This window comes from Rhodococcus sp. D-46, assembly GCF_011290655.1.
Classification (GTDB): Bacteria; Actinomycetota; Actinomycetes; order Mycobacteriales; family Mycobacteriaceae; genus Rhodococcus_F; species Rhodococcus_F qingshengii.
Window position 1 is genome coordinate 940,636 of sequence record NZ_JAANTF010000001.1, and the last position, 23,458, is coordinate 964,093.

24 protein-coding genes and 1 pseudogene are annotated in these 23,458 nt (G+C 63.0%); 17 read left to right on the top strand and 8 right to left on the bottom strand.

What is annotated here, in order from left to right:
- Nucleotides 1-16 precede the first annotated feature (16 nt).
- Together G9U53_RS04525 and G9U53_RS04530 are read left to right on the top strand one after the other, a co-directional pair.
- Entirely contained in the window at nt 17-217 is a 201-nt protein-coding gene (locus G9U53_RS04525; protein WP_003943331.1) for a hypothetical protein, read from the top strand.
- Nucleotide 218: 1 nt separating this feature from the next.
- A complete protein-coding gene (locus G9U53_RS04530; protein WP_081557824.1) occupies nt 219-920 on the top strand; it encodes a GAP family protein in 702 nt (233 codons plus the stop codon).
- A 13-nt stretch (nt 921-933) separates the two neighbouring features.
- Here the strand turns inward: G9U53_RS04530 and G9U53_RS04535 are convergent, their stop codons facing one another.
- Nucleotides 934-1,854, bottom strand: a complete 921-nt coding sequence (locus tag G9U53_RS04535; protein ID WP_042919898.1) for a hypothetical protein — start codon at nt 1,852-1,854, stop codon at nt 934-936.
- The gene (locus tag G9U53_RS04540) at nt 1,851-2,207 is read right to left on the bottom strand and encodes a GntR family transcriptional regulator (protein ID WP_030536855.1); all 357 of its coding nucleotides are present in this window, start codon (nt 2,205-2,207) and stop codon (nt 1,851-1,853) included. Before G9U53_RS04540 ends, G9U53_RS04535 begins: the two co-directional genes overlap by 4 nt.
- Before the next feature lie 145 nt (nt 2,208-2,352).
- Between G9U53_RS04540 and G9U53_RS04545 the strand changes: the two genes are divergently transcribed.
- The 10 genes from G9U53_RS04545 to G9U53_RS04590 all read left to right on the top strand — a co-directional run bounded on the left by G9U53_RS04545 (nt 2,353) and on the right by G9U53_RS04590 (nt 13,932).
- Nucleotides 2,353-3,105: a YebC/PmpR family DNA-binding transcriptional regulator gene (locus G9U53_RS04545; RefSeq protein WP_007732951.1), complete on the top strand. Its 753-nt coding sequence runs from the start codon at nt 2,353-2,355 to the stop codon at nt 3,103-3,105.
- Nucleotides 3,106-3,229: 124 nt separating this feature from the next.
- Nucleotides 3,230-3,799, top strand: a complete 570-nt coding sequence (gene ruvC / locus G9U53_RS04550) for a crossover junction endodeoxyribonuclease RuvC (protein WP_003943325.1) — start codon at nt 3,230-3,232, stop codon at nt 3,797-3,799.
- Nucleotides 3,796-4,395 carry a Holliday junction branch migration protein RuvA gene (gene ruvA, locus G9U53_RS04555; RefSeq protein WP_007732953.1) on the top strand — a complete coding sequence of 200 codons (600 nt, stop codon included), beginning with the start codon at nt 3,796-3,798 and terminating at the stop codon, nt 4,393-4,395. Before ruvC ends, ruvA begins: the two co-directional genes overlap by 4 nt.
- Nucleotides 4,392-5,489, top strand: coding sequence for a Holliday junction branch migration DNA helicase RuvB (gene ruvB / locus G9U53_RS04560; RefSeq protein WP_003943304.1), 1,098 nt, complete (start codon nt 4,392-4,394; stop codon nt 5,487-5,489). The genes ruvA and ruvB overlap by 4 nt, the downstream gene beginning before the upstream one ends.
- Before the next feature lie 138 nt (nt 5,490-5,627).
- On the top strand, nt 5,628-5,975 hold the full coding sequence (yajC, locus tag G9U53_RS04565) for a preprotein translocase subunit YajC (protein WP_003943339.1): 348 nt from the start codon (nt 5,628-5,630) through the stop codon (nt 5,973-5,975).
- Nucleotides 5,976-6,172: 197 nt separating this feature from the next.
- Nucleotides 6,173-7,894, top strand: coding sequence for a protein translocase subunit SecD (secD, locus tag G9U53_RS04570; protein ID WP_007732956.1), 1,722 nt, complete (start codon nt 6,173-6,175; stop codon nt 7,892-7,894).
- Entirely contained in the window at nt 7,891-9,114 is a 1,224-nt protein-coding gene (gene secF / locus G9U53_RS04575) for a protein translocase subunit SecF (protein WP_165638353.1), read from the top strand. Before secD ends, secF begins: the two co-directional genes overlap by 4 nt.
- 2 nt (nt 9,115-9,116) lie before the next feature.
- Nucleotides 9,117-10,847: an ABC transporter substrate-binding protein gene (locus tag G9U53_RS04580; protein WP_165638354.1), complete on the top strand. Its 1,731-nt coding sequence runs from the start codon at nt 9,117-9,119 to the stop codon at nt 10,845-10,847.
- Between the two features lie 41 nt (nt 10,848-10,888).
- Complete coding sequence (locus G9U53_RS04585; protein ID WP_209448728.1) at nt 10,889-11,422, top strand: adenine phosphoribosyltransferase; 534 nt, start codon at nt 10,889-10,891, stop codon at nt 11,420-11,422.
- Nucleotides 11,423-11,520: 98 nt separating this feature from the next.
- Nucleotides 11,521-13,932, top strand: coding sequence for a RelA/SpoT family protein (locus G9U53_RS04590; protein ID WP_003943344.1), 2,412 nt, complete (start codon nt 11,521-11,523; stop codon nt 13,930-13,932).
- 52 nt (nt 13,933-13,984) lie between these two features.
- Here the strand turns inward: G9U53_RS04590 and G9U53_RS04595 are convergent, their stop codons facing one another.
- Both G9U53_RS04595 and G9U53_RS04600 read right to left on the bottom strand, forming a co-directional pair.
- Nucleotides 13,985-14,779, bottom strand: a complete 795-nt coding sequence (locus tag G9U53_RS04595) for a peptidylprolyl isomerase (RefSeq protein ID WP_165638377.1) — start codon at nt 14,777-14,779, stop codon at nt 13,985-13,987.
- Between the two features lie 17 nt (nt 14,780-14,796).
- On the bottom strand, nt 14,797-15,678 hold the full coding sequence (locus G9U53_RS04600) for a peptidylprolyl isomerase (RefSeq protein WP_165638355.1): 882 nt from the start codon (nt 15,676-15,678) through the stop codon (nt 14,797-14,799).
- Nucleotides 15,679-15,873: 195 nt separating this feature from the next.
- On the opposite strand from G9U53_RS04600, the gene G9U53_RS04605 reads away from it, so the two are divergent.
- From G9U53_RS04605 to G9U53_RS04620, 4 genes are all read left to right on the top strand, one after another.
- Complete coding sequence (locus tag G9U53_RS04605; RefSeq protein ID WP_007732970.1) at nt 15,874-16,554, top strand: MBL fold metallo-hydrolase; 681 nt, start codon at nt 15,874-15,876, stop codon at nt 16,552-16,554.
- Nucleotides 16,555-16,569: 15 nt separating this feature from the next.
- Nucleotides 16,570-17,841, top strand: coding sequence for a histidine--tRNA ligase (gene hisS / locus G9U53_RS04610; RefSeq protein ID WP_007732972.1), 1,272 nt, complete (start codon nt 16,570-16,572; stop codon nt 17,839-17,841).
- Complete coding sequence (locus G9U53_RS04615) at nt 17,831-18,460, top strand: hypothetical protein (RefSeq protein WP_007732974.1); 630 nt, start codon at nt 17,831-17,833, stop codon at nt 18,458-18,460. Before hisS ends, G9U53_RS04615 begins: the two co-directional genes overlap by 11 nt.
- A gap of 66 nt (nt 18,461-18,526) precedes the next feature.
- Entirely contained in the window at nt 18,527-19,516 is a 990-nt protein-coding gene (locus tag G9U53_RS04620; RefSeq protein WP_042452093.1) for a malate dehydrogenase, read from the top strand.
- Nucleotides 19,517-19,528: 12 nt separating this feature from the next.
- Here G9U53_RS04620 and G9U53_RS04625 read toward each other — a convergent pair whose 3' ends face one another.
- On the bottom strand, nt 19,529-20,764 hold the full coding sequence (locus tag G9U53_RS04625) for a hypothetical protein (protein ID WP_347570800.1): 1,236 nt from the start codon (nt 20,762-20,764) through the stop codon (nt 19,529-19,531).
- Nucleotides 20,761-21,090, bottom strand: a complete 330-nt coding sequence (locus tag G9U53_RS04630) for a type VII secretion target (protein WP_037130770.1) — start codon at nt 21,088-21,090, stop codon at nt 20,761-20,763. Before G9U53_RS04630 ends, G9U53_RS04625 begins: the two co-directional genes overlap by 4 nt.
- Nucleotides 21,091-21,263: 173 nt before the next feature.
- Here G9U53_RS04630 and otsB point away from each other — a divergent pair, with 173 nt between their 5' ends.
- The gene (gene otsB / locus G9U53_RS04635; protein WP_207623875.1) at nt 21,264-22,052 is read left to right on the top strand and encodes a trehalose-phosphatase; all 789 of its coding nucleotides are present in this window, start codon (nt 21,264-21,266) and stop codon (nt 22,050-22,052) included.
- A 199-nt stretch (nt 22,053-22,251) separates the two neighbouring features.
- On the opposite strand, the gene G9U53_RS04640 is transcribed toward otsB, so the two are convergent.
- Nucleotides 22,252-23,043 carry an ABC transporter permease subunit gene (locus G9U53_RS04640; protein ID WP_007732982.1) on the bottom strand — a complete coding sequence of 264 codons (792 nt, stop codon included), beginning with the start codon at nt 23,041-23,043 and terminating at the stop codon, nt 22,252-22,254.
- Nucleotides 23,043-23,458 (bottom strand): annotated as a pseudogene (locus tag G9U53_RS04645) (ABC transporter ATP-binding protein); the annotation flags it as partial. The pseudogene G9U53_RS04645 and the gene G9U53_RS04640, both read right to left, overlap by 1 nt.

Here is a 23,458-nt window from a genome sequence, read left to right on the forward strand (position 1 = left end):
AAGACAGGCTCGACGTATGAAAATTCGCTTCGAGTTGATGATCGGCATTCTCTTGGTCGTCGGTGGCGGCTGTCTGTGGCTGTTCGCGCGTGACGCCGAGTTCTTCTGGTTTCGCGGCGGACCACTCGGCGTGATCCTCGCGATCATCGGTGCCTTCGACATCGTGAATGCAGTCCGAACGAGGGAGACAGCGATACCCGAGCGCCGAAACGACTGACGTGGAACTCGTCCTGCTCACCACGCTGGGCGGGCTCGCCCTGCTGGACAGTACGAGCATCGGAACATTGGTCGTCCCGGTCTGGATGTTGTTGATGCCGGGACGACCGCAGGTTCGCAGGCTGCTGACATATCTGGTGGTCATCACGACGTTCTATTTTGTTGTCGGGGTGGTCGTCTGGACGACGGCACGGGTAGGCATGCCAGTCGTCGCCCCGCTACTCGACACCCCCGCCGCCCGCGTTGCGCAGTTGATTCTCGGTATCGCGTTGTTCGCGTGGAGCTTTCGATTCGATTCCGAGAAGAGACGCACATCCGGTCAGGCCGATCGAACCCATGTTTGGCGAGAGCGGGTGCTCGGCTCGGCCAGTTCCGCGAGAAGTGTTGTACTTCTGGCGATTGCTGCCGGAACCGCCGAATTGGTGACGATGTTGCCCTACTTGGCGGCGATCGCGATGATCACCGCTGCTGGGCTGCCCGCAGTCGCGTCTGCGTCGATACTTGCCGGATACTGCCTGATCATGGCCATGCCCGCAGTGCTTCTGTTGTGCGGGCGGGTCGTGGCCGGCAACCGCCTCGACAAGCCGCTGCGCCGAGTGGACTCGCTGATGTCTCGCTACGGCGACAGCGCAATGGGTTGGGTATTCGGCATTGCCGGTTTCTACCTCGCCGGCAATGCCGCTGCCGTGTTGTTCGTGAATTGACGTTGTTCGTGAATCAACCAGCCTGAACCAACGAATTGATCAGCTTCACACCGTCTTCCGGGTGATCGACGGTTACGGCGAACAGTCGTCCGCTCTCGAGAGTGACCACGATGGCCTCACCCGAGCGGAGAGTGACGGCTGTTCCGCGCGGTGTCATTCGGTAACCCCATCCGCCCCATTCGGCTGGACGTATCGCGTCGACCGATGCGGACTTCACCTTCGAGATGGGGATCTTCTTCCATCGAACGCCCCAGGAACTGATGCCGACACCGTGACGGTCGACGCGCACGGTGACCGACGCGAATGCTGTGACGGCGAGGGTGGACACACCCAGGATCACGGCAACCCACCAATCCGAGTACGCGGCAGTCGCGATCACGAGAACTACGAGGCCGGCGGTAGCGATCCACGGCCAGACGCTGCGGACCTGCCCGACCCACACTGCACGTTCGGAGGCCGTCAGCGGAGTGTCGAGCGTCGGGGTCGGCAGTGGCGACTCCGGGCCGCTTCGTTGCTGGTCAGGCAGCGCGTATGCCAGAACTCCTACGAGTACCGCCGCGATCGGCGCAAGAATCCACCAGCCGATACGCGCGGCTTCCGGCGACCCGGCGTCGATCGTCAGGGCGACGCTCAGAATCCAGATCGTCGCCAGTGTCGCACTCGAGATCGAGGTTACGGCGAGAAACAAGGGCGCGTTGTCGCTCGAACGGGCCGCGACGACACAGGCGCAAACGACAGCCACCAGAGAAATCACCAGCGCGATGGCGAAAAACGTCGTCGTGGTGCTGAAGCCGTCCGGGGTCGATCCGGACCAATGGCTCGCGACGGTCTCGGGTAGGCGGTCACCCCACGCGAAGCGTGCGAGAACCAGGATCAGGGTCGGGATCAGAGTCAGCGAAGCTGCTGTCCAGAGTCGGATCTTGCTGGTCGTCATTGTGTGCTGGTCTCCTTGATGAGGTCGAGCATGTGCGCGGTGTCGAGTCCGAGATTTCGGGCTTGCCGTACGAACTCGCGCGCAGATTCGTTGAGAGCTGTTCTTCCCGAGTCGAATTCGGCGCGAATGACGGCGCCACGTCCGCGTCGGAGGTCGAGCAGGCCTTCGTCGCGCAGTGTTGCGTACGCACGAAGAACCGTGTGGAGATTGACGTCGATCGACTCGGCAAGGGCGCGAGCGGACGGCAGGCGGTCACCTGGACCGATCTCACCGCGGATGACCGAGCCACGAACCCCGGCTGCAATCTGCTCCGCGAGTGGAGTTGTGGAGGCGTGATCTATTCGGACCAACATGTTTGCATTCTATGCAAACAATGCGAGGTTTGACTAATTCGTGTCGGGGGATGCAGCGAGTTGTGACGTGGGACGGGTAACATCGGCAGAGCTGAAAGACGCGCATTCGGCGTGCGCAACGCAGCAGGAAAGGGGCTTGAATCGCATGAGCGGCCACTCAAAATGGGCCACCACCAAGCACAAGAAGGCTGTGATCGACGCACGTCGTGGCAAATCCTTCGCGAAGCTGATCAAGAACATCGAGGTGGCGGCACGAACCGGCGGTGGCGATCCCACGGGCAACCCCACCTTGTACGACGCCATCCAGAAGGCGAAGAAGACGTCTGTTCCCAATGACAACATCGAGCGTGCGCGCAAGCGCGGCGCCGGTGAAGAAGCGGGCGGCGCAGACTGGCAGACCATCATGTACGAGGGCTACGGACCCAACGGCGTCGCCGTTCTGATCGAGTGCCTCACCGACAACCGCAACCGCGCAGCCGGTGAAGTTCGCACCGCGATGACCCGTAACGGTGGCAACCTCGCTGACCCGGGTTCCGTCTCCTACCTGTTTGCTCGCAAGGGTGTCGTCACGCTCGAGAAGAACGGCCAGTCGGAGGACGACGTCCTGATGGCTGTGCTCGACGCCGGTGCCGAGGAAGTCACCGATCTCGGTGAAACCTTCGAAATCGTCAGTGAGCCACAGGATCTGGTTGCCGTACGTTCGGCACTTCAGGAAGCCGGCATCGACTACGACTCTGCTGAAGCCGATTTCCGCGCTTCCGTCGAGGTTCCCTTGGATGTCGACGGCGCACGCAAGATCTTCAAGCTCGTCGACGCGCTCGAAGATTCTGACGACGTGCAGAACGTCTACACCAACATCGATCTGTCCGACGAGGTTCTCGCGGCTCTCGAAGACTGATTGCTTTTCAACTCAACCCGGCCCTGACGTCCGCGTCCGGGCCGGGTTGCGTGTTGATGCGGGGTAGTAGTCCCGCGCACCGCTAAGCTATCGAACAGCTGTTCGGTATGGAGAGGTGTGACAAGTGCGCGTGCTCGGAGTGGACCCAGGCTTGACTCGCTGCGGGTTGGGAGTGGTCGACGGGAGCAACGGCAGGAAAGTGCGCCCCATTGCGGTCGACGTGGTGCGGACTCCGGCCGAGATGGACCTCGGTTCTCGGCTTCTGCGGATCTCCGATGCGGCTGAACTGTGGATCGAGCAGTACAAGCCGGAGGTGGTCGCGATCGAGCGCGTGTTCGCGCAGCACAACGTCAGTACCGCGATGGGGACGGCGCAAGCAGGCGGAGTTGTCGCGCTCGCTGCCGCCAGACGCGGCATTCCGGTGTGTTTCCACACGCCCAGCGAGGTGAAGGCCGCCGTCACCGGCAGCGGTAACGCCGACAAGGCGCAGGTCACTGCGATGGTGACGCGAATTCTGAATTTGAAGACGGCGCCGAAACCTGCTGACGCTGCCGACGCTCTGGCGCTGGCGATCTGTCACTGCTGGCGAGCACCGATGATCGAGCGGATGGCCCGCGCCGAGGCGATGGCCGCTGAACAAATGCGTAAGTATCAGGCAAAATTGGCCGAGACGAAGAAGGCAGGTTCACGATGATCGCGTCGGTACGCGGCGAGGTACTCGATATTGCGCTCGATCACGCGGTCATCGAAGCATCAGGTGTCGGCTATCGGGTCAATGCCACCCCGGTGACTCTCGGTGCGCTGCACCGGGGAAGCGAAGCGCGACTGTTCACGACGATGATCGTTCGCGAAGACTCGATGACGCTGTACGGTTTTTCCGATACCGAGTCGAAGGACCTGTTCAGCCTCCTGCAGACGGTTTCCGGAGTCGGACCGCGCCTGGCGATGGCAACTCTCGCAGTTCTCGAACCGGACGCGCTGCGGCGGGCGCTCTCGGAAGGCAACCTGACGGCGTTGACGAGGGTGCCCGGTATCGGAAAACGCGGCGCCGAGCGCATGGTTGTCGAACTGCGTGACAAGGTCGACGCCGTCGCGACGACGGCCGGCGCGGCGTCCGGCGTCGTCGTCGGCAGCTCGATCCGTGATCAGATCGTCGAGGCTCTCGAAGGTCTGGGCTTCCCGATCAAGCAGGCTGAGCAGGCCACGGATTCGGTTCTGGCGGAATCGCCCGAGGCCACCACGTCGGTCGCACTGCGTTCCGCTCTGTCGCTGCTCGGTAAGACTCGATGAACTTCGACCCGATCGACGATTTCGACGACGAGTCGCAGGTCTCTGCCGAATTGGTGGCGGGAGACGGTGATGTCGAAGCGAGTCTGCGCCCCAAGAGTCTCGACGACTTCATCGGTCAACCTCGTGTTCGCGAACAACTGCAGCTCGTGCTCACCGGAGCAAAACTTCGTGGCAGCACGCCTGATCACATCCTGATGTCCGGTCCCCCCGGGCTCGGCAAGACGTCGATGGCGATGATCATCGCGGGGGAGTTGGGCTCTTCTCTGCGGTTGACGTCCGGACCGGCGCTCGAACGCGCCGGAGACCTGGCTGCGATGCTGAGCAACCTCGTCGAGGGCGACGTGTTGTTCATCGACGAGATTCACCGAATCGCTCGTCCGGCCGAGGAGATGTTGTACCTGGCGATGGAAGACTTCCGTGTCGACGTCGTCGTCGGTAAGGGGCCGGGTGCCACGTCGATTCCTCTGGAGGTTGCACCGTTCACGCTGGTCGGTGCGACTACGCGGTCGGGTGCGCTGACCGGTCCGTTACGCGACCGCTTCGGGTTCACCGCTCACATGGATTTCTACGAACCCGAAGAGCTGCAACAGATTCTGATGCGTTCGGCCGGAATTCTGGGCGTCGATCTCGAAGTCGATGCCGGTGCCGAAATCGCACGACGCTCGCGGGGGACACCGCGTATCGCGAACCGATTGCTGCGCCGGGTTCGCGACTTCGCCGAGGTGCGCGCCGACGGAATCGTCACCATGGACGTCGCTCAGGCGGCCTTGGCCGTCTACGACGTGGACCAGTTGGGCTTGGACCGTCTCGACCGTTCGGTACTGAGTGCTTTGGTGCGTTCGTTCGGCGGCGGGCCCGTCGGCGTGTCGACGCTTGCGGTGGCCGTCGGCGAGGAACCGTCGACGGTGGAAGAAGTGTGCGAGCCGTTCCTGGTCCGGGCCGGAATGATCGCCCGGACGCCGCGAGGACGTGTGGCTACCGCCGCTGCTTGGACTCAACTCGGAATGACACCGCCGCCGGATGCCGCAGCGGGCGGTATCGAGGTTCGTGTCAACGAACCGCAGGCCACGTTGTTCGATCCGAACGGCGAGTGAATTTCGACTGGAAAGGCCTACTTGAACGGCCGATCTGTCAGGAATCCTCAGCAACTAATGGCACACTGGTGTATTGCGTAGGTCCATCCGGGACCATCGCGGCGTAAAACGTGCAACACAACCGAGGTTGATCAACACATGTCGAGTTTGCTTTTCCCCCTCTTGATCCTCGCACTGCTGGTGCCCATGTTCCTGGGCATGCGCAAGCAGAAGAAGGCCTTGGCCGCGACTTCCGAGATGCAGGACTCGCTGCAGGTCGGCGATCGGGTGCAGACCACGGCCGGGCTCTACGCCACGATCGCTTCCCTGGACGACGACACCGTGGACCTCGAGATCGCGGACGGTGTCATCACCACCTGGTCGCGTCTGGTCATCCGTGAGCGCGTCGTCGAGACGACCGAGACCGACGAGTACGACGACGACTCGATTTCCGAGATCGAAGAGTCTGCTGCCGACACCGAAATCCGGCTCACCAAGGAGTCCTGACTTCGTCGAACTGGTACGTGTTCTAGAGTTGTGAACTCGGACACACGTCCAGATCGGTTTGTCCGCTCTTACACCAGCAGCTCAGTTCGCCCCGTTGATCAATCGTTGCAGTTCGAACGCCGCAGCTCGGGTGGTCGTCGACCACCCGAGCCGTGCACTTACTGAAGCTCTGCACCTACCGAGGAGACTTAAAGATCGTGGCACCTTCCACCGGAACGGTGCATCCGGTCCGCTACCTGGCCCTTTTCGGGGTCCTGGTAGTGGCACTGTATGCCCTGGTGTTCTTCACTGGAGACAAGTCGGCCACGCCGAAGCTCGGCATCGACCTGCAGGGTGGAACGCGCGTCACGTTGACCGCTCGTACCCCGGACGGCAGCGCTCCCAGTCAGGACAGTCTCAAGCAGGCTCAGGAAATCATCGAGACCCGCGTCAACGGTCTCGGCGTTTCCGGTTCCGAGGTCGTTGTCGACGGTGACAACCTCGTCATCACCGTTCCCGGCGACGACAGTGCGCAGGCTCGCTCGCTCGGCCAGACCGCTCGTCTGTACATCCGCCCGGTGACGGGTTCGATCGACGTCGCCACCCGTGACGCGAATCGGACAGCTACGCCTGAGGCGCCGGCGGCCGAAACTCCGGCCACTGATGCACCGGCCCCCGAAGCACCCGCTGACGGGACGCAGACGCCGCAGAACCGTCCGTTCCTGGCTCAGGACCCGACTACTCCCGAGGCAACGCCCGCGCCGCAGACAACGACTCCGGCCCCCACCGGGGACGCGCCGAGCGACGGCACCGACGAAGGCGACGCAGCAGCAGCGGAAATCGCCGCAGCGCGCGCCCTCCGGCAGAGCAGCGATCCGACAGTGCAGCAGCAAGCAGTGGCGAACCTCGACTGCTCCGTCGCGGATCCGCTCCGTGGAAACGACGACCCGACCCTGCCGCTGGTCGCGTGCTCGCAAGACGGACTGAACATCTATCTCCTCGGTCCTTCGATCATCGACGGCCAGGAGATTGCCGACGCGTCTTCGGTCTTCAACTCGCAGCAGTCGCGCCACGAGATCAGCCTCTCGTTCAAGACGACCGGCAGCAACACCTGGGCCGAGTTCACTTCAGCCAACATCGGCAAGCAGGCAGCGTTCACGCTCGACTCGAAGGTCGTCAGCGCTCCCACGATTCAAGGTGCAACGCCTGCGGGTAGCGCCACCTCGATCACGGGCAGCTTCACTGCCGAGAGTGCCAAAGAACTTGCCAACACACTGAAGTACGGTTCGCTTCCGCTCTCGTTCGCAGCCTCTGAGGCCGAGACGGTCTCGGCCACGCTCGGCCTGGCCTCACTGCAGGCGGCATTGATCGCCGGCGCGGTCGGTCTCGTTCTCGTTCTGCTGTACTGCCTCGTCTACTACCGCATGCTCGGCGTCCTGACGGCGTTGTCGCTGATTCTCTCCGGAGTCATGGTCTACGCGATCATGGTTCTGCTCGGCAGATACATCGGCTTCACGCTCGACTTGGCCGGCATGGCTGGTCTGATCATCGGTATCGGTATGACCGCCGACTCGTTCGTCGTGTTCTTCGAACGCATCAAGGACGAAATGCGTGAGGGCCGTAGCTTCCGCTCGGCGGTGCCACGCGGTTGGGCAAGAGCACGCCGAACAATTCTTTCCGGCAACGCGGTGAGCTTCATCGCCGCTGCAGTTCTGTACGTGCTGGCGGTCGGACAGGTGCGAGGCTTCGCCTTCACCTTGGGTCTGACGACCATTCTCGACGTGATTGTCGTGTTCCTCGTGACGTGGCCACTGGTCAGCATGGCGTCCCGTTCGGCGTTCTGGTCCAAGCCCAGCGTCAACGGTCTCGGCGCAGTGCAAGAGGTTGCCCGCGAACGTAAGGTTGCCGCCGCTGCGTCGGCTAAGGAGACACGAGCATGAGCGAGTCCAACAACTCCCCGGTGGGGTCCACCAACAGTTCCGCCGCCGAGTCCGCCGATGCGGCGGCCCGGTCGGAGATCACTGACTCAGGCGTCGATCAGGGCGCGATGCCCAAGCACAGCTGGCTCTCGCGGTTGTACACCGGAACGGGTGCGTTCGAGGTCGTCGGCAAGCGTCGCTTCTACTACGGACTGACCGGCGCTCTGGTCGCCATTGCGCTGCTGAGCATCATCCTGCGCGGCTTCACCTTCGGTATCGATTTCGAAGGCGGATCACGCATTCAGTTCCCGGCCGAGGGCGGAGTCGAGACGTCGGCGGTGGAAACCGTCTACTCCGACACACTCGGGTTCGAACCGGTCAGCGTGCAGACAGTCGGCTCGGGTGCCAGCGCAACCGTGCAGATCCGGTCGGAGACGTTGAACGCGACGCAGATCAACGATCTTCAGTCGGCTCTCTTCGACGAGTTCCAGCCCAAGGACAAGAACGGGAACCCGTCGGCGCAAGCCATCAGTTTTGCGGACGTGAGTGAAACCTGGGGCGGCCAGATCACCAAGAAGGCGCTGATCGCGCTGATTGTGTTCCTGGTGATCGTGAGTATCTACATCGCCATCCGCTTCGAGCGGGACATGGCGGTAGCTGCGATCGTTGCGTTGTTCTTCGACATCATCGTCACTGCCGGCGTCTACTCGCTCGTCGGTTTCGAGGTGACGCCCGCGACGGTGATCGGTTTGCTCACCATTCTCGGCTTCTCGCTGTACGACACCGTGGTGGTGTTCGACAAGGTCGAAGAGAACACCCGCGGTGTTCTGCATCTGACGCGCCGGACGTACGGCGAGCAGGCCAACCTCGCGGTGAATCAGACCTTGATGCGATCGATCAACACGACCATCATCAGTGTGCTCCCGGTGATCGCTCTGATGGTCGTCGCGGTCTGGATGCTCGGCGTCGGCACACTCAAGGACCTTGCGCTCGTTCAGCTCGTCGGCATCATCGTGGGTGCGTACTCCTCGATCTTCTTCGCGACGCCGCTCCTGGTGTCGATGAAGGAACGCTGGGGACCCGTTGCCGCGCACACTCGTAAGGTGCTCTCGCGCCGGGCTACGCTGGCCGAGAAGGGTACGCAGACGGTTGCCGTCGGCGCACCAGTTGCACGCCGTGCGCCGGTTGCTCCGCAGCCGGGTGCGCGGCCGACCGGAAAGCGAAACAAGAAGGGGCACTGAACATGCTCCCAAGAACACGCACACTGGTTCGATCGATGACGTTCGTTGCGGCCACCGCTGTGGCTGCGGGTTCGTTGGCGGCCTGCTCGGAAAGCGCCGAGCAGGTTCCGTCCATCGGATATGCCATCGACAACTCCATCTCCACGTACAACGCCAACACGACAGCTGGATCGGTGTCCGGGGCGATGGCCGCGTTCGGCCGGGTGCTTCCCGGCTTCACGTTCACCGGCCCGGCCGGAGCACCTGTCTCCGACACCGACATCGGAACGGCGTCTGAGTTGCCCGGTGACGTGCTCACGGTCTCGTACAAGCTCAATCCGGCGTCCGTGTACTCCGACGGGATTCCGATGTCCTGTGACGATCTCGTCCTCACCTGGGCGGCGTCGAGTGGCAAGTTCACCGAAGACGTCGATGGTGCCGTGAAGCCCATGTTCGACACGGCGAACAATCTCGGATACGCGGACATCGACCGGATCGACTGCCAGAGCGGGGCGAAGGACGCGACGGTGTTCTTCAAACCCGGGCGATCGTTCACCGATTGGCGGTCGTTGTTCGGTGCGACTGCGTTGATGCCTTCACACGTCGTGACGCAGCGCACGGGTGTCAGCGACGTGGTGAGCGCGGTGAATGCCGGTGACACCGAAGCGTTGTCGAAGATCGCGGACTTCTGGAACACCGGGTGGAACCTGACTCCAGGTCAGGTGGACACCTCCGTACTGCCCTCCGCTGGTCCGTATCGAATCGACTCGTACAGTACCGACGACGGCCTGGTGCTGGTCGCGAACGAGCGGTGGTGGGGCAACAAGCCTGCGACCGATCGCATCGTCGTCTGGCCACGTGGTGTGAATCTGACCGAGGATCTCGACAAGAACTCGATCGAGGTAGTCGACGTCGCTTCCGGCTCGGCTGGCGAACTCGGTACTCCGTCCGGGTTCGACGTCCAACAGATTCCGTCGCGGTCGATCGAGCAGTTCGTTCTCGCGACCTCTGGTTCGCTGGGCGACGAAGCCGCCCGTCGAGCGTTCGCGCATTGTGTTCCGCGTACGACTCTGTTCGAGAAGTTCGGGCAGACGGAGAATGCGCCGCAGGCGGGTTTGGGTTCCGGCGTGGTCGATTCGCGACTGATGGCGCCGGATTCACTCGTTTACAGCGACGCCGCTGCGGTCGACGGTGATCGGTACGCCAATGCCGACATCGAGGCTGCGAAGACGTCGTTGTCGGAAGCCGACCTCGACCAGTTGACCGTCCGGGTCGGGTACCTCGCACCGGACCCGGTGCGGGCGCAGATCGTCTCCGAAGCGAAAGCCGCGTGTGCTCCGGCGGGAATCACGGTCGAGGACGCAAGTAGCGACAGCTTCGATCCTGCGAGTCTGCAGACTGGGGGAGTCGACGCCGTGCTTTCCGGTATGGCAGGCAAAGTCGGCGCAGGCGGAACAGCGAGCATGATCGACGCGCGTGGAGCGCTGCGATCGGGCAACGGCGCAAACCTCGGTACGTACGGAAATGCCAGGATCGATCAGATCATCGATCAGTTGAACGTGGATGCGAGCACGAGTGCGCAATTGGGACTCTCGGTGGAGGCGGAGAACATCCTGTGGACCCAGGTGCCTACGATTCCACTGTTCAATCAACTACGAACTGTCGCTGTAGCTCCAGGCATGTCGGCAGTGTTGGTCAATCCGACTCGGGCCGCTACCGGCTGGAACATGGACAGATGGGTACTACGCAGATGAGCGTCTCGAATGGTGTTGCCTTGCACACGACTGAAGAATTGATCGCAATCCACCGGGCTGCCGGGGACGCCGTTGTTCGGCTGACCCGCTGGGCTGACAACTTTCCCGGTCCCGGTGTTCGGTTCGCCGATCTGACTCCGGTGTTCGCCGACGCCGAGGGGTTCGGGGCCGTGCTCGATGCCCTTGTCTCCTGTGCTCCGGACGCCGACACGATCGCCGCCGTCGATGCTCGTGGATTCCTGCTCGGTGCCGGTGCGGCCGCGAAGATGGGTGCGGGAGTCGTTGCCGTGCGGAAGGTCGGCAAACTGCCGCCGCCGGTGCTCTCTCGTTCGTACAGCCTCGAGTACGGATCCTCGACTCTCGAGATTCCCGCAAACGGCTTCGATCTCACCGGGCGGAATGTTCTGGTGATCGACGACGTTCTGGCTACCGGAGGGACACTCGAGGCGGCTGTACAGTTGGTCGAGTTGGGTGGAGCGAACGTCGTCGGCGTCGCAGTGGTGCTCGAGATCGAGGAACTGCGCGGTCGAGATCGCTTCTTGAAGTACCCACTGACATCACTGGTGAAGGTCTGAGTATTAAAGTTGTCTCCTGGGGGTCGAGTTAGACCTCCAGGGCAATTACCCGATGCAGGGCGGTTGCCTCAACCAACTCGGTGGTAGGAGGTGGCGACATGACGTCGAATCTTGATCGATCACAGAACTCGGGTGCAGTGTCGCAGGAGACGGGTGCAGTTCCGGCTCCGGAGACGACACCATCGAAGTCCGCGGTGCCCGACGATTCGGGATCTGCGCAAACTACCGGCAATCGGGGTGGGCAGAATCTGGCCGTGCCCGCTTCCGCCTCCCGTAGGGTGCGCGCTCGGCTTGCTCGACGCATCACCGGTCAGCGCAACGCCACCATCCGCCCGGTGCTCGAGCCGTTGGTCAGCCTCCACCGTGAGCTGTATCCGAAGGCCGACCTCGCGCTGCTCCAGCGTGCGTACGACGTCGCCGAGGACAGACATTCGAGCCAGCGGCGCAAGTCCGGCGATCCGTACATCACGCATCCGTTGGCCGTCGCAAGCATTCTGGCCGAGTTGGGTATGGACACCACCACCCTCGTCGCAGCCCTTCTGCACGACACCGTCGAGGACACCGGTTACTCACTCGAAGAGTTGACCAAGGACTTCGGTGACGAGGTCGCTCATCTCGTCGACGGAGTCACCAAACTCGACAAGGTCGTTCTGGGCACCGCAGCCGAGGGCGAAACCATCCGCAAGATGATCATCGCGATGGCGCGGGACCCGCGCGTGCTCGTGATCAAGGTTGCGGATCGTCTGCACAACATGCGCACGATGCGATTCCTGCCGCCCGAAAAGCAGGCACGTAAGGCGCGTGAGACTCTCGAAGTCATTGCACCACTTGCGCATCGGCTCGGAATGGCGACCGTCAAGTGGGAACTCGAGGACCTTTCGTTCGCGATCCTGCACCCGAAGAAGTACGACGAGATCGTTCGACTGGTCGCCGATCGCGCGCCCTCTCGAGACACTTATCTGGCCAAGGTTCGCGCCGAGATCAACTCGACTCTGTCCGCCTCGCGGATCAATGCCATCGTCGAGGGCCGGCCCAAGCACTACTGGTCGATCTACCAGAAGATGATCGTCAAGGGCCGCGATTTCGACGACATCCACGATCTGGTCGGCGTGCGCATTCTGTGCGAAGAGGTGCGTGACTGTTACGCCGCGGTCGGTGTTGTCCACTCGCTGTGGCAGCCGATGGCCGGACGCTTCAAGGACTACATCGCACAGCCGCGCTACGGCGTCTACCAGTCGCTGCACACCACCGTCGTGGGACCGGAAGGCAAGCCCCTGGAGGTCCAGATCCGGACCCAGGACATGCACCGGACCGCGGAGTTCGGTATCGCCGCGCACTGGCGGTACAAGGAGACCAAGGGCAAGCACGCGGGCGACATCGCCGAGGTCGACGACATGGCGTGGATGCGTCAGCTACTCGACTGGCAACGTGAAGCGGCCGATCCGGGGGAGTTCCTCGAATCGTTGCGTTACGACCTCGCGGTCAAGGAGATCTTCGTCTTCACGCCGAAGGGCGACGTCATCACGTTGCCTGCCGGATCGACTCCCGTCGATTTCGCGTATGCGGTGCACACCGAGGTCGGGCACCGATGCATCGGTGCCAGGGTCAACGGTCGGTTGGTCGCGCTGGAACGAACTCTCGAAAACGGCGAAGTGGTGGAGGTCTTCACGTCGAAGGCTGCCACCGCCGGGCCGAGCCGAGATTGGCAGACGTTTGTCGTCTCGCCGCGTGCCAAGGCGAAGATCCGGCAGTGGTTCGCGAAGGAACGCCGCGAAGAGGCGCTTGAGTCCGGCAAGGATCAGATCGCGAAGGAAGTCCGCCGCGTGGGACTTCCGTTGCAGCGGTTGATGAATGCCGAATCGATGAGCACGATCGCGCACGAACTTCGCTATCCCGACGTCTCGGCGTTGTACACGGCCGTAGGCGAGAGTCAGGTGTCGGCGCACCACGTCGTGCAGCGACTGGTTGCTCATCTGGGCGGCGTCGGCGCCGTCGAGGAGGAACTGGCCGAGCGTTCGACGCCGTCGACCATGCCGGTGCGCACCCGCAGTACGGGTGACTCCGGAATTCTGGTTCCCGGAGCACCCGGCACGGTGGCAAAACTCGCGAAGTGTTGCACGCCGGTACCGGGCGATTCGATTCTGGGCTTCGTCACGCGTGGCGGCGCGGTCAGCGTGCACCGTACCGACTGCACCAACGCCAACTCGCTCCACGATCAGTCGGAGCGAATCATCGACGTCGAATGGGCACCGTCAGCGACATCGGTGTTCCTGGTCGCGATCCAGATCGAGGCACTCGATCGTCATCGGTTGCTTTCCGACGTCACCAAGGCGTTGGCAGACGAGAAGGTGAACATCCTGTCGGCCTCGGTCACCACCTCAGGTGACCGAGTGGCGATCAGCAAGTTCACCTTCGAGATGGGCGACCCGAAGCACTTGGGTCATGTTCTCAACGTGGTTCGTAACGTGGAAGGCGTCTACGACGTCTACCGCGTGACCTCTGCTTCGTAAACTGCTGTGCGCCTTTATTAACCGCGGGCGGTTAATAAAGGCGCACAGGGGGTCAGGCGACTACTGCAGTCTCGATGGTGATCGGGGTGTTGGGTGCACCGCCGCCGGTTGCTCCCATGCCACCGTCGTCGCCGTCGGCCGCGATCTTCTCGATCGTCGCCAGGCCGGCGTCGTCGATCTTTCCGAAGACCGTGTAGTTGGGCGGCAAGACCGAATCCTCGTAGACGAGGAAGAACTGACTGCCGTTGCTGCCCGGTTTACCCGAGTTGGCCATTGCCAGCGTGCCGCGGGGGTAGACGGCAGGCAAGGAGAGTGCCGGATCGTTAGCCGGGTAGGCAGTGGTCGGGTACTCGTTGTCGAAGCCATAGCCCGGTCCGCCCGTGCCCTTGCCCGAGGGATCGCCGCACTGCAGGATCTGTAGACCGGGTGTGGTGACGAGTCGATGGCACGGGGTGTCGTCGAAGTACTTCTGCTCGGTCAAGCTCACGATGCTGTTGACCGTGCAGGGGGCTTCCGCCCGGTTCAGTTCCATCCCGATCGGGCCGGCCGTAGTCGTGAGCGCGACGTTGACGGTTCCCTCGGTGGACACACCCGTGGAGTTCGGCGGATTGACGGTTTTTGCTGCACCCGCCGCGCTCGGGTACGAGCAGTCGACGGTCGCCGAGGCCGGAGTCGGGACAGGCGGGAGTGCGTCGAACTGTGACATGTCGAGCGGCGGCATGTCAGCCGTTGTCGTCTTCGCCTTGGAGGTGCTGGACGGCGAGTCCGAGCTACCGGAATCACTGGAACAACCAGCCAGAAGCAGCGCCGCGGCGCTTGCGGCGGCAATAACTACAGGAAAGCGCATCACAGGTTTACGTCGCATCAGTCGAGCCTTACTGTCTTGATGTCGGTGGTCAGATTCGGCTTGCCGTCACCCTCTGGCGTCGATCCGCCGGCCGCGACCTTGTCCAAAGTGGCGAGCCCGGTTTCGTCGATCGTGCCGAAAACCGTGTACTGCGGGGGGAGTTGTGAGTCGCCGTAGACGAGGAAGAACTGGCTGCCGTTGCTACCGGGTGCCCCGGTGTTGGCCATCGCAACCGTGCCGCGCGCGTAGGTGACGGGCTCCTGCGCTGCCGGGTCGGTGGTGGAATACGCCGCGGTGGGGAATTCGTTGTCGAAGCCGTAGCCCGGTCCGCCGGTGCCGGTGCCGGACGGGTCACCGCACTGCAGCACCTGGAGCGAGGGGCTCGTCGTCATGCGGTGGCAGGTGGTGTCGTTGAAGTAGTCCTGCTGCGCCAAGCTCACGAAGCTGTTGACCGTGCACGGAGACTTCGTTCCGTCGAGTGTGAGCCCGATGTTTCCCTGCGAGGTCTCGACGCTGATGCTCGGCGTCGCGTCCGGCGCGGTGGTGGGAATCCCGTCGGTACGAGGAGGGTTGTTGGCCTTGGACGCGGTAGCGCCGTCGGCTGGATACGAGCAGGAAACCGTGTCGGCCAGTGGCGTCGACAGACCGGCCGGCATTGCACCCGCGGTCTGTGGCGTGAGGCTCGAGTCGTCGGCAGCAGTGTTGGTGGTGTTCGCGTCGTCGTCACTGCGATTGCTCAGCCAGATGAGTCCACCGACGACGCCGACTACGACGACCACGCCGAGCGCAGTTCCGGCTATCGTCATCTGCTTGCGCTTGCGGGCACGTTCTGCGCGACGTTCGAGCTGACGCTCGAGCTTGCGTTTCGCCGCCTCGCGGCGTTGCTCGTTACTCGGCACTGCTGTAGTCCTCCGTATCGCGGGTGGATCGTGGTCGGCCGGCCGAGCGACACCCTGGGGGTCGGCTTCGGCAAGCGGCTCTACTCGTCGTCAGAGTCTCCCATTGCAACCTGAGAACTTACTGGCGGGGCAGCAGCTTAGGCTGTAACCGACAGCGTGTTGTTTGTTTCCACCCTTCGAAGAGGAGTTGCCCCCGTGCTCGTCACTGGTTTTCCGGCCGGGATGTTCCAAACCAACTGCTACATACTCGCTCAGGACGACGCGTGCGAGTGCGTAGTCGTAGATCCGGGTCAGGATGCAGCTGAGCCGCTCTTCGAATATCTGGACTCCAAGGACATGTCGGTCACGGCGGTCCTCCTGACGCACGGTCATCTCGATCACGTGTGGTCGGCCCGCGAGGTCTGTGAGCGGTATTCCGTACCCGCGTACATCCATCCCGAGGATCGCTACATGCTCAGCGATCCGGCACGGGGGATCGGCCCGACGATGAAGGAATTCATTCAAGGCATGACGTTCGTGGAGCCGGACGAGGTGATCGAACTGGCCGACGGAGACAAGATCACCGAGGCCGGAATGACGTTCGTCGTGGACCACACACCCGGGCACACGCAGGGATCGGTGGTGTTCCGCACCCAGGCGAACACCGAGAGCGGGCCCGTGGATTTGGCGTTCACCGGTGACACTCTGTTCCAGGGTTCCATCGGGCGCAGCGACCTGCCCGGCGGAAATCACGAGCAGTTGCTCGCTTCGATCGCCCGCAAGCTATTGGTACTCGGTGACGAGACAGTGGTCCTGCCCGGGCATGGCGGAAACAGTTCGATCGGCGCCGAGCGAAGCTCGAATCCGTTTCTCGTTGGACTCAGCGCACAAGAATAAGGAAAAGTACCTCTCGTGAGTAAAGCCAGCACCTTCTCTGCACCCAAGGGCATTCCGGACTACGTTCCGCCGCAGTCAGCCGAATTCGTCGCCGTTCGTGACGGTTTGACGCGCGCCGCGAGGTTGGCCGGATACGGCCACATCGAATTGCCGATCTTCGAGGACACCGGCCTGTTCGCTCGCGGTGTCGGTGAGTCGACCGACGTCGTCAGCAAAGAGATGTACACATTCGCCGACCGCGGTGACCGTTCGGTGACGTTGCGTCCCGAGGGAACCGCCGGAGTCATGCGTGCGGTCATCGAGCACAGCCTCGATCGTGGACAGTTGCCGGTCAAGGTCAGCTACGCGGGCCCGTTCTTCCGCTACGAGCGCCCGCAGGCCGGTCGCTACCGCCAGTTGCAGCAGGTCGGCGTCGAAGCCATCGGGATCGACGACCCCGCGCTCGACGCTGAGGTCATCGCGATCGCCGACGCCGGATTCCGGTCGTTGGGGCTCGACGGCTTCCGCCTCGAAATCACCTCTCTCGGTGACGACACCTGCCGGCCGCAGTATCGCGAACTGCTGCAGGAGTTTCTCTTTGCACTCCCACTCGACGAGGACACGCGTCGACGGGCCGAGATCAACCCGCTCCGCGTGCTCGACGACAAGCGCCCGGATGTTCGTGAGATGACTGCGGGCGCACCGCTCATGCTCGATCACCTGTCCGAGAGCTGCAAGGCGCACTTCGACGAGGTGCTAGCGCACCTGGACGCATTGGGCGTTCCGTACGTCGTCAACCCGCGCATGGTCCGCGGCCTCGACTACTACACCAAGACAACCTTCGAATTCGTGCACGACGGACTGGGTGCGCAGTCCGGAATCGGTGGTGGTGGTCGTTACGACGGTCTGATGGAACAGCTGGGTGGACAGCCGCTCTCGGGCATCGGGTTCGGAATCGGCGTCGACCGCACGGTTCTCGCGCTCGAGGCCGAGGGCAAGTCCGTTGCGCCACCGGCGCGTGTCGACGTCTTCTGTGTACCGATGGGTGCCGAGGCGAAAGCTGCACTGGTGAAGATCGCACATCAGTTGCGTGCCAATGGGATTCGCGTCGACCTGGCGTACGGAAACCGTGGCGTGAAGGGCTCGATGAAGGCAGCTGATCGTTCGGGTGCCGCGATCGCTTTGGTTCTCGGCGAGCGTGAACTCGAAGAGGGCGTTGTCGTTGTCAAACAGTTGGCAACAGGTGAGCAGGAGACAGTGGCGCTCGACCAGGTTGTCGACAAGCTCGGGGAACTCGTTGAGCACTGAGGCCGAACCGGTTTCGCTCGATCTGGTTCCCGTGGCGTTGATCGCGCCGCGGCTGAAGAAATTCGCCGTTGTTGTCGTGGTGTTCGGTGTGGTCGTCGGGTTGATCGTCAGTGTGTTCTCGACGGCGACCGTTGGAGTGATCGTCGGTGCCGTCATCGCGGTGCCGACGTCACTTGCGATCCTGATGACGCTGCGCCGGCACATCACGTTGTACGGCAACAGAGTTCGTGCGCAAGCTGGTTTTCGAACCAACGTCGTCGACGTGGCCGAGGTACTCACGGCGGCATTGACGGTGCGATCCGGCCGGATCAGCGAAGTCAGCTTGACGCTCGGCGACGGACGGTCCACCGTGCGGATCCCGCTCGCGTTGTATACCGCGGGGGGTGGGCGCGAGTTGGAAATCCTTGCACTCCGCAAGCTCGCCGACGCGCTGGCGGCCAGCGAGTTGGTACCGGCTGCCGCGTTGTCCTCGGTGCTGATCGAACAGTTGCGTGCCGAAGCCCGCGGCGCCGGACTCGCCGAGCGTCCGCTCTACCGCGCCGTCGAACTCGTGACGGCGGAGGGACGAGTGCCGAGGACCACACTGACAGACCACGAAGTGGCCGGTTTACTCGACTAGCGTGGAAACCGTTCTTACAGCGTTGTAGAACGGACAGTCGTGAAAACGGCAGGTGAGGAGTCGGCAATGAGTATTGCGCCCGTAACCGTCACGGTAACCGGAGCGTCGGGTCAGATCGCATACGGAATGCTTTTCCGCATAGCTGCGGGGGAGATGCTCGGCGCTGACGTCCCGATCAAACTTCGACTGCTCGAGATTCCTGCCGCCGTGTCCGCTGCCGAAGGCGTTGCGATGGAACTCGAAGACGGCGCATTTCCGTTGCTGAGCTCCATCGACATCACCGACGATCCCGATGTCGCCTTCTCCGGCGCGAACGTCGGGATGCTGGTCGGCGCACGTCCGCGGAGCAAGGGGATGGAGCGTGCCGACTTGCTGAGTGCGAACGGCGCGATTTTCACAGCGCACGGGAAGGCGATCAACAACAACGCAGCCTCGGACGTCAAGGTGCTGGTCGTGGGAAATCCGGCCAACACCAACGCGCTGATCGCGATGAACAATGCACCGGATGTACCCGATACTCGGTTCAGTGCGCTGACACGTCTCGACCACAACCGAGCGATCGCGCAGGTCGTGAAGAAGACCGGGGTTCGTGCGTCGTCGGTGCGCAAGGTGTCCGTCTGGGGAAACCATTCGGCGACGCAGTACCCGGACCTGTCCCACGCGACTGTCGCAGGTGAGCCTGCACTCGCGGTGATCGACGACCGCGACTGGGTGGAGAACGATTTCATCCCGACTGTGCAGGTGCGAGGCACCGCCATCATCGCTGCGCGGGGATCGTCCTCTGCGGCGAGTGCGGCCAGCGCGTCGATCGACCACGTCCGCGACTGGGTGATCGGTACCGCCGAGGACGACTGGGTATCCATGGCCGTCTGTTCGGACGGTTCCTACGGAGTGCCCGAAGGATTGATCTCTTCCTTCCCGGTGACCTGTGCCGATGGCGAGTTCGCTATCGTTCCCGACCTCGCGATCGACGACTTCTCACGCGAACGGATCGACCTGTCCGTCAGCGAACTGGAGCAGGAGCGTGCGGCGGTGCGGGAGTTGGGCTTCGTCTGAGGTTTGTCTTGATCAGAGATCTCGGAACAGGTACTGATCGGGATCGTCAGCCCCGAGCACGGGCGGCGACACCATCGGCAGATCGTCGACCATCGAATTCTCGTCGCCGACAGTGACGAGATACCTCGGGGTAGTGCGTGGCGACTCGTCGTCCCGAGATCCGCGGGGTCCACCGCCCAGCATGCCGCCCGGCGACATGCCGCTACTGCCGACTGCCGACGATGGTGCACCCAGGCCGGGCGGTGTTACCGGAACCGGTTGAACTGCAGCAACTCCCGCTGCACCCCTCACCATTCCGCCGGTAGTGCCACCGCTTCCGCTCACCCATGCTCCGCCTGAACTTGCCGTCGCACTGGGTGACGGCGACGCGCCGGCTGCGAGTGACGTCGACGGATTGCCTGCGCCCCACAGCTTGTCGACGCCGGTCGGAAGCCCGGCGCCGGCCCGTGCAGCCGAAGTTCGAACAGCCTCTGTGCCTGGCTGAGTGGAGTCCGGGTGGGTGGAGTACGGCGCATCACCGGCATCGGTTGAGGCAGAAAGAGGTTGGGCGATCTGACGGGCGGCGTTGTTGATTGCCTCCGCAGTGACCAGGTTGGAGAGTGCCTCACTGGTCGGTGGGGTCGGCACGGGGATCGGTCCGGCAAGGGCGTTCATGGCTGCGGTGTGCCCGAGCATCTCCCCACGCGTCCGAGTCACCGCCGCGACGGCTGCCTGCATGTGTTCAGCTGCCGAGGCAAGCAACATCGCCTGTCCTGGTGGTGTCCACGCGATGGGCGCGGCAGCTGCAACCGTGGTGGCGAAGGACTGCGCGATTGCCGCGAGATTCGCGTTGCCTCGCTGCACCGATTCCGCGGCGGCGGCAGCAGTTTTCGATATCGCGGTTCCGCGTTCGCTCAATTCTGCGCCGCTGCTCTGGGCGGATCGCGACAGTTCGGTCGCGGCGTCACTGCCGGTGCTGTTCCAGGTCTGGCCCACGTCGGCGACCGCGCTTCGGGACAGTCCCATGGCGTGGTCGATGAGAGTGGACGCCTGATCGAAGATGCCGACGGGATCGATGCCCGCAAAAGTGCCTGTGCCGAGACTCTTCCCGAGTTCGATCAAGGGCGCGAACAGATCTTCGATTCCGGGGAGTGCCGGTACCGGTATGCCGGCGAGCATCGATTCGACCACATTGTTCGGCAGTACCGGGGCAGGAGCGCCACCGTGAAGGAATTCGATGACGGTCGTCGAGTCGTCTTCGGTGCTCACGCGGTCGCGCCCGTCGATCCGGCCGCAGCGGTCAGATCTGTTGCGATTGCATGATCTGTGGTGTCGTAGGCCTGCGCGGCTGCACCGGCCGTCGCGGCGTTGCCGGCGTAGAACGTGGCGAGTGCTGCAACATCTTTGGTGTGTGTGGCCTGAGCGCGCGCGAATGCTTCGAGAAATTCGATCCCGACGGGGCCCACGGCCGGTGCGACTGCTGCGATGTTTGCACCCAGATCGACGGCGGCGGCCTGCGCGATGCGTCCTGCCGCTTCGGTCGACGTCGAGCCGTACTTTCGGATGCCGTCAGTGGCGACAGTCAATTCGCTCATCATAACCCCCCAGTTGGTAAGCGTGGTGAGAACTGTATCGGACCACTGTGGGCCCTTACAGGGAGACGACGCGACCTACTCAGCGGTTCCGGACAACCTGGACGAAGTGGCAGAGATTACATTCGGCTCCGGTGTTGGTATTGCGAGTGCGATCGATTTGGCACACTCGAACCATGCGAACCGCTTCGGACGTCATCCTCCGACTCACGTCCGATCCAGCTCGCTGTGGACTGGTGATGGATTTCGACGGCGTGCTTGCACCCATCGTCGACGATCCGTCGGCGAGTGCGCTACTGCCCGGCGCCGAAGACGTGCTTGCGACCCTGGCCGAGCATCTCGGTGTTGTCGGCTTGCTCTCGGGACGGCCTGTGTCGTTCTTGCGAGAGCGGCTCAGCTTGAATTCCGTTGTGCTCATGGGTTCCTACGGCGTCGAGACCTGGACGGACGACGGAATCCACGTGCTTCCGGCCGTCGCGGCGTTCAGTGATGCTGTCGCCGAAGCAGAAGCCGAATTGCGACGCTTGTTCGACTCTCCGGCAGTTCCTGGCATCCATGTCGAGAGCAAAGGCCTTGCGGTGGCCGTGCATTGGCGTCGGGCCGCGGATCGTGCGGTCGCGCAGCGCCTGGTGGAAGCAGCGACGACAGAAATCGCGAGCCGGACCCGGTTGCGGCGTGAGCCCGGCAAGTTGGTCGAGGAATTGCGCCCACCCGTTGAGGAGGACAAGGGGACAGGCCTCCTTCGCGCGATCGCGGCCGCAGGGGTCGACGTCGTCGCGTACGCGGGCGACGACCGGGGTGACCTACCGGCCTTTGCCGCTGTCCTTGCCTCGGGTGGAGAAGCGTTGGTGGTCAAGGGCGACGACATCGCACCGGAAGTGGCTGCTGTCGACGGCGTCCAGTTCGACGGCCCGCAGGCATTCCTCGATTGGATGAAAGAGCTTGCCGCGCAACTGGAACGCTGACATGTGAGGTCAGTCTGCCAAGAACTCGACCAGGTCTTATTTCGAGGTGCCGCGTCCGCGGGGCAGAGTGACGCGAACCCGCGCGTGCCCTGTTCCTTGGCGTGATCGACAAGCGCTGCGGGTTCTGTCAACGCGAAACTGGCCGCACCGGAAGGGCTCCGGTGCGGCCAGTTTCGGTCTTGGTCGGTTTGCGACTCGGTCAGGCGTCGCGCTTGTTGACGACGGCGATGCTGATTCCGAATATCACCAGCACAAACGCTGCGAAGTAGAACAAGCTTCCCCAAGGGCCCCAATGGAAATTGGTGCTCGAACCCGAAGAGAGGAAGTGGTCGGCGTTGGCGAACGGGAGGAACGGTGTGACGTTTCTGCCGAAGGATCCGAACATGCCGAACAGGCTCTCGATGAGCAGTGGCCACAGCAGCAGTAGTGCAATGGCGCCGGCGGACTGACGAAGGAGTGCTCCGACGGCGATGGCAAGGGCAACGCAGAGGAACGCGAAGATCGGTACGCCGTAAACGGCGCGCCAGGCGTCGGCGTTGTCCAGTGCCAGATTGGTGGAACCTTCAGAGCCTGCCGCAGCTTTGGTGATGAATACCGCGCCGAGCATGAGAACGAAGGACAGCACCGCGCCGAAAGCCCCGATCAGGCAGGCTTTGGCGATCAGAACCGAAGCCCGACTCGGGATGGCCTGGAAGGTGGTACGGATGATGCCGAAGCGGTACTCGCTGGTGATCGCGAGCGCCGCCATGATCATCAGGACCATGACGCCGAATCCGGATACTCCTAGCCCCGCGTCGTTGAACGTGGGGAGGAATTTCTCGAAATCAGGAGTTCCTGATGCGGCTTCGTCGTTGTACGCCTGAATGCTCGAACTCGACGAACGCCCGATCATCCAGGCGACGCCCAACCCTAGGACGATGATTGTGATCGTGCACCACAGCGGCGACTTGGTCGTGGTGATCTTGATACGTTCCGCACTGAGAACAGCCATTACAGTGCACCTCCCATAGCGTGCTGTGTGTTTGCGTGGTGGGCTCCGGCGCCCGGATCGATACCGGATGCGTGGTACTGGACATCGTCTCCGGTCAACTTCATGAACGCATCCTCGAGCGATCCCTGAACAGAAGCCAACTCGTGCAACACGATTCCCTGCGAACCAGCCAACCCACCGATCACATCGGTGGTCGAATCCACGACCACCAACACCGGCTCCGATCCTGAATGTTCCTCGCGGACAGTCAGTCCCTGGGCAGTCAATGCGGCATGGAGAGCGTCCAATTGTGGGCTGCGCACGCGCACCGTCGACTCCGACGAACGATCCACGAACTCCGCGACCGTCGAATCCGAAATCAACCGACCCCGACCGATCACCACCAACTGCTCCGCCGTGAGCGCCATCTCCGACA